This window comes from Vreelandella stevensii S18214, from assembly GCF_000275725.1.
Taxonomy (GTDB): Bacteria; Pseudomonadota; Gammaproteobacteria; order Pseudomonadales; family Halomonadaceae; genus Vreelandella; species Vreelandella stevensii.
The window spans coordinates 128,189-136,707 of record NZ_AJTS01000023.1; the positions used below are offsets into that span (position 1 = coordinate 128,189).

An 8,519-nucleotide genomic window follows, 5' to 3' on the forward strand; every position below is an offset into this window, starting at 1 on the left:
CAGAGCGCTGGATAATGCCAACCTAGTTGTTTAGAACAGCCTCAATCGCCCGGTAATCATCATAGGTCACGAGGTTTATTCCCACCGCTCGCTGAGTATTCAGGTATTCCGAGAGCATTGGCGAAGGGGTTGTCAGTAGATTAATGACCCGGCTCCGAACGTCCTCGCAAATTCCACTGCGGAATACAAAAGGGTCATAGTGTAACGGTACCGAACGCCAGAGAACCGTTAGGGTGTCCTCTGCAATCATGCCGCGCCTGAGCGCTTCATCTGCTCTTGAGCTGGAGACAAAGGCAGCCTCCGCCTTGTTGTCCAGCAACGCCATCAATGCCTTGTCATGGCTACCCGCGTATATGTTGGCTCCAAAGAAATCGGAGAATGGCTCGCCGATCGTGGTTGCAAACTCGTTTTTGGGAATGAGAGCCCCTGATGTACTGGAAGAATCTGTCAGCAGTATCCTGGTATTTCTCAGGTCCTCAATGCTGTTTATCCCCGCTGCCGTTGGAACTACCAGTAACGAATAATAGAAACTCCCCTCGGGTGTAAAGAGCCCGGCCTCGGTGGTTAGAGAAGCGAAGGCATCCAGACCCGGGTCTGTTCGATGGGCGATAACATAGGATGCCGGCCCCATAACGGCCAGGTCGACACCGCCCGAGAGTACACCGTCCATCACGCTCTCGTAAGAGGTGGCTCTAACCAGTTCTACCGGCATCCCAAGCCCCTGCTCTAGCAGCGTAATCAACGGCTGATATTCAGAGGCCTGCTGGTCGATATCTTTTTTTGGGATCATCGTGAAGGTCAATCTGTTCATGTTGCAGTTTTTGACCTCTCGGACGGCTCCCCAACTATAAAACGATGCAAAGGCGAGCGATGCGAACGCGAGAATTAACGTCAGCAACCTCATGCTCTGGCTTCCTCTTCTGCGAAGGTTCTCAGGAACTCAGGAATCTTCTCCGCTGGCATGGGGCGCCCCAGGTGATAGCCCTGTGCAATGTCACAGCCGGCGACTTTCAGGTGAACCAGCTGCTCACGGGTTTCCACGCCCTCGGCCACCACTTTGAGCGCCATGCGCTTGGCCAGAATAATGGTAGAGGACACCGCACGATCGGACTGTCATCATGGCTGTTTGAGATGCGGTTAATCAGGCTTCGGTCAATCTTGAGCTTGTCTACCGGTACCGCCTCCAGGTGGGCGAACCCCGCGTAACCGGTGCCGAAATCGTCAAGACTGAGGCGGATACCTGCCGACTTGAGGCAATGCAGGCTCTCAACTGCCCGGCCTTCCAGCATACCGTTAGCCCCGGAGTTCGAGGTCTTCCCGAATAACCTCCGGATGACGGAAAGCAATCTCGATGAGTGCCTTTGCCGGCCCTGAGGGTTTACGTCGACCTTGCTCCCATTCCTGCAACGTACGCGGAGAAATATGCAGTACCTCAGCAAACTCCCTCTGGGTCAGGCCGGTTTTACCGCGTGCCTCTGCCACCTCGTTAGGCTCCACACGACTGACTCGTGCGGCTTTGCCCGCTTTCATTTCTTTGACGGACTGGAGTAGCTTGTTGCCAAGCTCCTCAGCACTCAGGGTCTCGTTACTCATTTTCCAATACCTCACGAATCGACTTCAGGATATGCGCGGGTATGTTGTCCTTGACGGCCTTTTTGTAGATCACCAACAGCCAGATCTCGCCATTTGCCAACCTGGTGAAGTAGATAACTCGCACTCCACCCCGCTTCCCTGAACCCGCAACCGACCAACGAACCTTTCTACATCCACCACTACCGGGAATGGGATCACCTATTTCCGGATTGGCTGCCAGCCAAGCGAAGAAAGAGCTCCGCTCCTCTTCAGTCCAAATTTTCCTGGCGTCCGCTTCAAATGTAGGGGTTTCGATGATGGTAAACATACTGACAAATATACGTCATTGACGGAGTTTTGCAAGGTAGGCGGCTAGAAGGGTTAACGCCTGAGTTAAGCCGCGCCGCGAAGCGGCGTCGGCTTGAATGAATTGTTAGGTGTGATGTTAGCCACGGAACGGCTCATCTGTACGAGGAGCGTCAGGCGCTTGCTTGTCTAGCGACTCGCGGTACTTGATGCAGCCACGCATGAAATGAGGCCACGCTGGCACAGCAATTTTGGGATCAACCTTCTCGGGCAGGAGCGCCCACAGAGCCGGATGGTGCCAGCACAGATCATGGCCAGTGGTGTCTCGGTGTTCGCGGATACCTTGGCGAAGTTTTATGACCTCTGCCACAAGTTGTTCCTGGGACATTTCTAGTAAATCACTATCCATCCATGACCTCTTAAATTTGCGGCGGACTTCACCATCACACCTAACGCCGCCAGCACGCGCGGCTACGAAATGGAGGCGAAGCCGCAATGCAGTAGACGTCGCCGTGACTGGCATTGTTATGCACCAAGCAACCGCTCTACAATAGCTTCTTGTACAAAAGGCAAGTGCTCTTCATAAAGGGTAGCAGCTCTAACATTCGTCAAGCGCCCTTGGCGCTCAGGTATCTCAAGAATAAATTCTTCTTGCACCACCCACGAAACTTTAACAAATAACGAGTTCCAATCTTTAATTGATCCAAAACCTAGATCACCACCAAGTATGCAAGACATTAAGTTCTTACTAACAACGCCGATACCTTTTACCCTAATACTTCTGGAGCCTGGCCGATTGGCCTTTATATAGAGAATATCCCCGACCTTTAAACCGGAAATAAATGAGTAGAGGTCTTCAGCGCTCTCCTCATTCCACCCTAGTATGAATTGACCTCTTTCAAAAAAGAGGCCTGATACTTCTACACCATCCCAGTTAGAACCCACGCCATAGACTGCCATTTACTCTCCTAGTGCATAACAGTGATTATACGCCCTTCCACATAACATTATTGAACGCGCCAGCATGATTATTGATGTTATATCGCCACTCAAAAAATCATAAACCACTGTTTCTAATAGGCTATGTCTGACTCATGGCAGCATAACCAAAATTCGCGTGACCGCCGCTTTTTACGGTTTAATCATACTCTATTGATAAATTTGGCTTTGGTCACGCAGATTTTTTGAAAAATTGCGTTGGGTCAAAGGATGGGGTGGTTTGAGGAGTGTGGGTGAGGGGATGTGGCGGGGTCGGGGCGGCTGGGCGCCGCCTTCGCGCCGGGCCGCCGCTGCGGGTGCCTTCCTCGCTCGTTGCTCTCGCTCGGGCGTTACGCCGCGCTACGGGTGGGGTGAGGTTTGGTGGCTTGATCGTCGTGAGCTGAAGCTCCCTGCCACAATGGCGGGTTCGGGGCGGCTGGGGGGCCGCCTTCGCGGGTGCCTTCCTCGCTCGTTGCTCTCGCTCGGGCGTTACGCCGCGCTACGGGGGCCGAACGTCTAACACTCACGGGTCCCCAGCCACTCCTCTCCCCTTCCATTTTTCTCCTCACTTCAAAGCTCGATGCCTTTTTGGGCTTTGATGCCTTGGTCTTTGAAGGCGTGTTTGACGACTTTCATTTCGGTGACGGTGTCGGCGAGGTCGATGAGGGGTTGGGGGGCGTAGCGGCCGGTGACGATGGCGTGTTGCATGGGGGGGCGGGCTTGCAGGTCGTCGAGGACCTGGTCCATGTCGAGGTACTCGTAGCGCAGGGCGATGTTGAGTTCGTCGAGCAGTACCATGTGGTAGCTTTCGTCTTGCAGCATGCGCTTGGCTTGTGCCCAGGCGGCGTTGGCGGCAGCGACGTCGCGTTCGCGGTCCTGGGTGTCCCAGGTGTAGCCTTCGCCCATGACGTGGTAGTCCACGTTGGGCAGGTTGCGGAAGAAGGCTTCTTCGCCGGTGCTGAACGCGCCCTTGATGAACTGCACCACGCCTACTTTCATGCCGTGGCCCAGGGCGCGGGCGAGCATGCCAAAACCGGAGCTGCTTTTACCTTTGCCGGGGCCGGTGAGCACCAGCAAAATGCCCTGCTCTTTGTCGGCGCGGGCGATGCGCTCGTTCATGATTTTTTGCTTGGCCGCCATGCGCTGGGCATGGCGTTCCGGGGTTTTGGCATTTTCGCGCATGGGGGCTCCTTGGCGTGTTTTACGCTTTCAGTACGTAGCGCAGGGTTTCCACGACCTGATCGGTGGTGGTGCACCAGGCTTGGGCCTGGGCGTCGACTTCTTTCAGCGGGTGAACGATCTCTTCGCTGTGCAGCGTGATGTAGGGCTTGGCCAGGGCTGCGCAGTAGCCTGCATCGAAGGCGGCGTTCCACTGCTTGTACTTGTCGCCGAAGCGCACCACCACCAGATCGGCTTGTTCGATCAGGGTGCGGGTGCGGATGGCGTTCACTTTGGAGGACTGGTGGTCGCGCCAGAAGCCGTTGTCCGGCTTGCCCAGGTGGTCGCCAGCGGCATCGGAGGCGTCGTGGTCGGTCACCGGGGCGGTGAAGACCACGTCCAGGCCTGCGGCTTCTGCGCCGCGCTGGATCTCTTCGCGCCAGTCGGTGTGGATCTCGCCGGAAAGGTAGACGTAAAAGCTCATGGTGGCTCCTTGCGATTTGCCGAGGGTATATGCGTCCATTCTATGGAAAGACATTCCATATTCATACCCGTGTTAGTGCAAAGGCTGCTGGGCCAGCAGGTAAATGTCCATGATCCAGCCATGGGCGTCACGCAACTCACCGCGCCGCTGAAGAATGGTATCGGCCACGTCGCTCAGTTGCCCTTCGATCAAGCACTGCTTGTCCATGCCCAGGTAGGCACCCCACCAGATGTAGGTGTCCTGGGGCGGTAGCGTGGTGAAGGCACCGCCGCTGTCCAGCATGACAGCCACCGTGGCGGCATCGCCTGGCCAGCCGCGTTCGCGCAGGCGACGGCCGGTGGTGATGTGTACCGGCTCGGCCAGGGCGTTGAGCGGGATTCTGTGTTCGGCGGTCAGCACTTGCAGGCTGGTAATGCCCGGGATGACCTGTACGTTCATCGCCCTGCCCGCGGCGCTCAGGCGCTGGGTAATCCGCAGGCTGCTGTCGTACAGCGAAGGGTCTCCCCACACCAGCATGCCCACCCGCCCGCCGTTGGGCAGGTGAGCATCGATGTGCTGTGCCCATGTGCGGGCGATGGCGGCGTGCCAGTCGTCCACCGCCCCCAGGTAGTCGTGGCCGTTGGCCCGCTGAGGCAGGTCGAACTCGACCACCCTGGGCGTCATCGGCGCTTCCAGCAGGCGTTCGCAGAGCAGGCGGCGCAGGTCGATGAGATCCGACTTGGACGCGCCTTTGCGGGGCAGCAGTATCAGATCGGCATCATTGAGGGCGCGCACGGCGGCCAGGGTGACGTGGTCAGGGTTGCCGGTGCCAATACCGATCAACGATAACGTAATCATGGCTCGCTCTCCCCCGCTGGGGCCGCAAAGGGAGAATCCGCCGACTGGGGACGAAAACGGCGGTCATAGCCTATCGCGTAGAGGCTGCTCTCCTGGAAGTCTTCGCACTCCAATACCGGCCCCACCAGAATTAGCGCGGTGCGCTGCATGGTGTCATCGATCTTCGTTTCTATCGTGGCTAGCCGCCCACGCACTACCCGCTCATCGGGCCAGCTTGCTCGCCATACCACCGCCACCGGGCACTGCGCTCCATAATGTGGGGTCAGGCTTTCCACCACCTGGGCAAGATTGTGAATGGAGAGGTGAATGGCCAGGGTGGCGCCAGTGCGGGCAAAGTTGGCCAGGGTCTCTTCGCTGGGCATGGCACTGGCCCGCCCAGGTGTACGGGTGAGCACCACCGACTGGGCCACGCCGGGCAGCGTCAACTCCTGGCCCAGGGTCGCTGCTGCGGCGGCAAAGGAGGGCACACCGGGGGTGATGCTGTAAGGAATCTTCAACTCACGCAGGCGGCGCAGCTGCTCGCCCATGGCCGACCATACCGAGAGATCCCCCGAGTGCAGGCGGGCGATGTCCAAGCCTGCCGCGTGGGCGGTTTGAACTTCGTGAAGTATCTCGTCTAGCGATAGCGGCGCGGTGTTGATCACCCTGGCCCCTGGCGGGCAGTGTTGCAGAATCTGCTCCGGCACTAACGAGCCCGCATAGAGGCACACCGGGCAGGCGGCGATCAGGTCACGCCCGCGCAGGGTAAGCAGATCCGGCGCGCCGGGGCCTGCGCCAATGAAATGTACGGTCATTATCGATTTCCTTCTGCCAACGCCAGCGCGGCGGTGGCCTGTCGATCCGCTGAGATGATTCTGGGCCCTAGCAGCCTTGCCCCTGGCCCGGCCCCCAGTAGCGCCACGGCTTCGGCGACGCTGCCCGTACCACGGGCCTGCATGCTGCGAACCGAGTGGGTGAGCGTTGAGGCTGAAGAGAGCTCGGCGTCTGCCACGGCGATTACCTCCAGACTGCGCAGTTGGCCCAGTTGTTGAACCAACGGCAGCATGGAGTGGGCCGATGCCAGTTGGTCGATGGTGCCATACTGCTCGATCAGTTGATCCAGCGCTTGACCAAGAGACGTCAGCGGCGCTTCGCTGCGAAAGCCAAACCCCGCTACTTTTATCCTTTGCACCTTCATCGCGTGCGCTATCGGTGTATCGTCAACATCGTTCATCGAACGCCCCGCCACTGCACAATCGGGTAGTTGGCCTTCCAGCCCCGGCGGGTGCCGATGGGGGCCGCGCTGGCCAGCTCCAGGCGCAGCAGCTCACCGCCTGCCTGCTGGTGCCAATGGGCCAGCAATGCTTCCGACTCCAGGGTGACCGCATTGGCGACGATGCGCACGCCTTGGGGTAGGCATTGCCATAAGGCCTCTAACAGCGTTTGGGATAACCCGCCGCCGATAAACACCGCATTCGGTAGCGGTGTCTCGTTGAGCCTGTCAACCGCACTGCCCTCTTTGACCGCTAGCCAGTCAACGCCCAGGCTGGCTGCGTTGGCGCGTGCCCTAGCAGCCCGTTCAGGGTGGCGCTCAAAGCCGATGGCCTGATTATCCGGGTGAGCGAGCAGCCACTCAATGGCGATGGAGCCCGACCCGGTGCCGATATCCCATAGCCGCTCACCGGGCATGGGGGCCAAGGCGGATAGAGTGATTGCGCGAACGGCCTGCTTGGTGATCTGGCCGTCATGCTCAAAGAGGCTATCTGGCAGGCCGGGGGTAAGCGGCAAGGCGGGGCCAGCCCCGGCAATGTTGAGCCCTACCGCGACGGGGTGGGCGATATCCTCGGGTAACTCGGCCCCAATACGACAATGGCGAATGCGCTCTTCGGCACCGCCCAGGGATTCCAGCAGCGTTAGCTGGGAATCACCAAAGCCGAAGCGGTTCACCAGTGCCGCTAACTCGGCCACCGCCTCGCCGTCTCTTACCAGCACTAATAAACGCCTGCCCGCATGCAGATAGGGGCGAATGCGCGTTAGCGGTTTGGCATGCAGGCCCAGGCAAGTGCAGCGCTCCAGCGGCCAGCCTAAACGGGAAGCCGCCAGGCTAAAGGTGGAGGGCGATGGCAGCGCCTGCCACTCCTCTGCCGCCAGGTGACGTGATATGGAAGTGCCTGCCCCAAACCAGAAGGGGTCGCCGGAGACCAGCATAACGACCCGACGGCCGCGCTGCGCTAACAGCATGGGAATGCCATCGGCAAAGGGCACCGGCCATTCATGCATCTCCATGTTCAGGTCAGCATTCAGGGGTGGCAGCAGGCGTAAGTGGCGGCGCGCACCGAAGACTACCTGGGCATTCTCCAGCGCTTCACGGCTTGTCGGGGTTAGCCCCGCTATGCCACTCTCCCCCCATCCTAATAGCGTCAGCCAGGGAGCCTGACCCACTGGAGCGTGAGAAATTTCAGCCATGATCAACATCCTAATTCTTGGGGGAACCTCTGAAGCCAGCGCCCTGGCCAGCGCCGTCGCCAAGCGCGGCCTTCCTGCTGTGTTCAGCTATGCTGGGCGGGTGAACGCGCCCAAACCCCAGCCGCTACCTACCCGCATTGGCGGTTTTGGCGGCGTCAGTGGGCTAGTCGCTTTTTTAGCCCAGCAGCGCATTACCCATGTTGTTGATGCCACCCACCCTTTTGCTACCCAGATGAGCACTCATGTTGTCGCCGCTGCGGCTCAGTGTGGGGTTAAGGCCACTGCCCTTACCCGGCCTGCCTGGCGACCCATTGATGGCGACCAGTGGCAGAGCGTGGCAACGGTCGATGAGGCGGTTAGCGCGCTGGCTGGCCCACCCCAGCGTGTACTACTGGCCATTGGCCGCATGCACCTGGCTGCCTTTGCCCCCCAGCCCCAGCACCATTACGTTCTGCGTCTGGTCGATCAGCCTAACAGCCCGCCGCCGCTCGTGGATTATAGCACCGTGATCGATAGAGGCCCGTTTACCCTGGAAGGCGACTTGGCTCTGCTGGAGACCCTGCGTATCGAGCGCATCGTATGTAAAAACTCCGGCGGCGAAGGCGCGGCGGCCAAACTCACCGCTGCCCGTAGGCTCGGCCTGCCGGTGGTAATGATCGAGCGGCCGGAGCTGCCTTCCCGCCATGAGTTGCATAGTATCGATGACGTGATGAGCTGGCTTGATGACCACTGTTAAGAT

13 protein-coding genes are annotated in these 8,519 nt (G+C 59.1%); 1 reads left to right on the forward strand and 12 read right to left on the reverse strand.

Translation table 11 applies throughout. The features are described from left to right. Nucleotides 1-22: 22 nt before the first annotated feature. The 12 genes from HSS18214_RS0104755 to HSS18214_RS0104810 all read right to left on the reverse strand — a co-directional run bounded on the left by HSS18214_RS0104755 (nt 23) and on the right by HSS18214_RS0104810 (nt 7,780). Nucleotides 23-904 carry a phosphate/phosphite/phosphonate ABC transporter substrate-binding protein gene (locus tag HSS18214_RS0104755; protein WP_016914157.1) on the reverse strand — a complete coding sequence of 294 codons (882 nt, stop codon included), beginning with the start codon at nt 902-904 and terminating at the stop codon, nt 23-25. Further along, nucleotides 901-1,098 carry an EAL domain-containing protein gene (locus HSS18214_RS19335; protein WP_016914158.1) on the reverse strand — a complete coding sequence of 66 codons (198 nt, stop codon included), beginning with the start codon at nt 1,096-1,098 and terminating at the stop codon, nt 901-903. The genes HSS18214_RS0104755 and HSS18214_RS19335 overlap by 4 nt, the downstream gene beginning before the upstream one ends. Continuing rightward, nucleotides 1,011-1,289 (reverse strand): EAL domain-containing protein, encoded by a 279-nt coding sequence (locus HSS18214_RS19770; protein ID WP_198517519.1) that lies wholly within the window; start codon nt 1,287-1,289, stop codon nt 1,011-1,013. Before HSS18214_RS19770 ends, HSS18214_RS19335 begins: the two co-directional genes overlap by 88 nt. 4 nt (nt 1,290-1,293) lie before the next feature. Continuing rightward, the gene (locus HSS18214_RS0104765; protein WP_016914159.1) at nt 1,294-1,593 is read right to left on the reverse strand and encodes a helix-turn-helix domain-containing protein; all 300 of its coding nucleotides are present in this window, start codon (nt 1,591-1,593) and stop codon (nt 1,294-1,296) included. Continuing rightward, nucleotides 1,586-1,900: a transcriptional regulator gene (locus tag HSS18214_RS0104770; RefSeq protein ID WP_016914160.1), complete on the reverse strand. Its 315-nt coding sequence runs from the start codon at nt 1,898-1,900 to the stop codon at nt 1,586-1,588. Before HSS18214_RS0104770 ends, HSS18214_RS0104765 begins: the two co-directional genes overlap by 8 nt. Nucleotides 1,901-2,403: 503 nt before the next feature. Beyond that, nucleotides 2,404-2,838, reverse strand: coding sequence for a hypothetical protein (locus HSS18214_RS0104780; RefSeq protein ID WP_016914162.1), 435 nt, complete (start codon nt 2,836-2,838; stop codon nt 2,404-2,406). A 588-nt stretch (nt 2,839-3,426) separates the two neighbouring features. Beyond that, nucleotides 3,427-4,038, reverse strand: a complete 612-nt coding sequence (gene cobO, locus HSS18214_RS0104785; RefSeq protein WP_016914163.1) for a cob(I)yrinic acid a,c-diamide adenosyltransferase — start codon at nt 4,036-4,038, stop codon at nt 3,427-3,429. Nucleotides 4,039-4,057: 19 nt separating this feature from the next. Further along, the gene (locus HSS18214_RS0104790; protein ID WP_016914164.1) at nt 4,058-4,498 is read right to left on the reverse strand and encodes a YtoQ family protein; all 441 of its coding nucleotides are present in this window, start codon (nt 4,496-4,498) and stop codon (nt 4,058-4,060) included. A 72-nt stretch (nt 4,499-4,570) separates the two neighbouring features. Beyond that, nucleotides 4,571-5,335 carry a precorrin-6A synthase (deacetylating) gene (cobF, locus tag HSS18214_RS0104795; RefSeq protein ID WP_016914165.1) on the reverse strand — a complete coding sequence of 255 codons (765 nt, stop codon included), beginning with the start codon at nt 5,333-5,335 and terminating at the stop codon, nt 4,571-4,573. Next, on the reverse strand, nt 5,332-6,129 hold the full coding sequence (gene cobM, locus HSS18214_RS0104800; protein WP_016914166.1) for a precorrin-4 C(11)-methyltransferase: 798 nt from the start codon (nt 6,127-6,129) through the stop codon (nt 5,332-5,334). Before cobM ends, cobF begins: the two co-directional genes overlap by 4 nt. Next, nucleotides 6,129-6,512: a cobalamin biosynthesis protein gene (locus tag HSS18214_RS0104805; protein WP_016914167.1), complete on the reverse strand. Its 384-nt coding sequence runs from the start codon at nt 6,510-6,512 to the stop codon at nt 6,129-6,131. Before HSS18214_RS0104805 ends, cobM begins: the two co-directional genes overlap by 1 nt. 32 nt (nt 6,513-6,544) lie before the next feature. Beyond that, nucleotides 6,545-7,780: a bifunctional cobalt-precorrin-7 (C(5))-methyltransferase/cobalt-precorrin-6B (C(15))-methyltransferase gene (locus HSS18214_RS0104810; RefSeq protein ID WP_016914168.1), complete on the reverse strand. Its 1,236-nt coding sequence runs from the start codon at nt 7,778-7,780 to the stop codon at nt 6,545-6,547. Here HSS18214_RS0104810 and HSS18214_RS0104815 point away from each other — a divergent pair. Further along, a complete protein-coding gene (locus HSS18214_RS0104815) occupies nt 7,779-8,516 on the forward strand; it encodes a cobalt-precorrin-6A reductase (RefSeq protein ID WP_016914169.1) in 738 nt (245 codons plus the stop codon). The genes HSS18214_RS0104810 and HSS18214_RS0104815 overlap by 2 nt on opposite strands. Nucleotides 8,517-8,519 lie beyond the last annotated feature (3 nt).

Coding starts and splice junctions, on each gene's coding strand:
- HSS18214_RS0104755 (WP_016914157.1), bottom strand. CDS start 904: ATGAGGTTGCTGACGTTAATTCTCGCGTTCGCATCGCTCGCCTTTGCA.
- HSS18214_RS19770 (WP_198517519.1), bottom strand. CDS start 1,289: ATGCTGGAAGGCCGGGCAGTTGAGAGCCTGCATTGCCTCAAGTCGGCA.
- HSS18214_RS0104765 (WP_016914159.1), bottom strand. CDS start 1,593: ATGAGTAACGAGACCCTGAGTGCTGAGGAGCTTGGCAACAAGCTACTC.
- HSS18214_RS0104770 (WP_016914160.1), bottom strand. CDS start 1,900: ATGTTTACCATCATCGAAACCCCTACATTTGAAGCGGACGCCAGGAAA.
- HSS18214_RS0104780 (WP_016914162.1), bottom strand. CDS start 2,838: ATGGCAGTCTATGGCGTGGGTTCTAACTGGGATGGTGTAGAAGTATCA.
- cobO (WP_016914163.1), bottom strand. CDS start 4,038: ATGCGCGAAAATGCCAAAACCCCGGAACGCCATGCCCAGCGCATGGCG.
- HSS18214_RS0104790 (WP_016914164.1), bottom strand. CDS start 4,498: ATGAGCTTTTACGTCTACCTTTCCGGCGAGATCCACACCGACTGGCGC.
- cobF (WP_016914165.1), bottom strand. CDS start 5,335: ATGATTACGTTATCGTTGATCGGTATTGGCACCGGCAACCCTGACCAC.
- cobM (WP_016914166.1), bottom strand. CDS start 6,129: ATGACCGTACATTTCATTGGCGCAGGCCCCGGCGCGCCGGATCTGCTT.
- HSS18214_RS0104805 (WP_016914167.1), bottom strand. CDS start 6,512: ATGAAGGTGCAAAGGATAAAAGTAGCGGGGTTTGGCTTTCGCAGCGAA.
- HSS18214_RS0104815 (WP_016914169.1), top strand. CDS start 7,779: ATGATCAACATCCTAATTCTTGGGGGAACCTCTGAAGCCAGCGCCCTG.
- HSS18214_RS0104810 (WP_016914168.1), bottom strand. CDS start 7,780: ATGGCTGAAATTTCTCACGCTCCAGTGGGTCAGGCTCCCTGGCTGACG.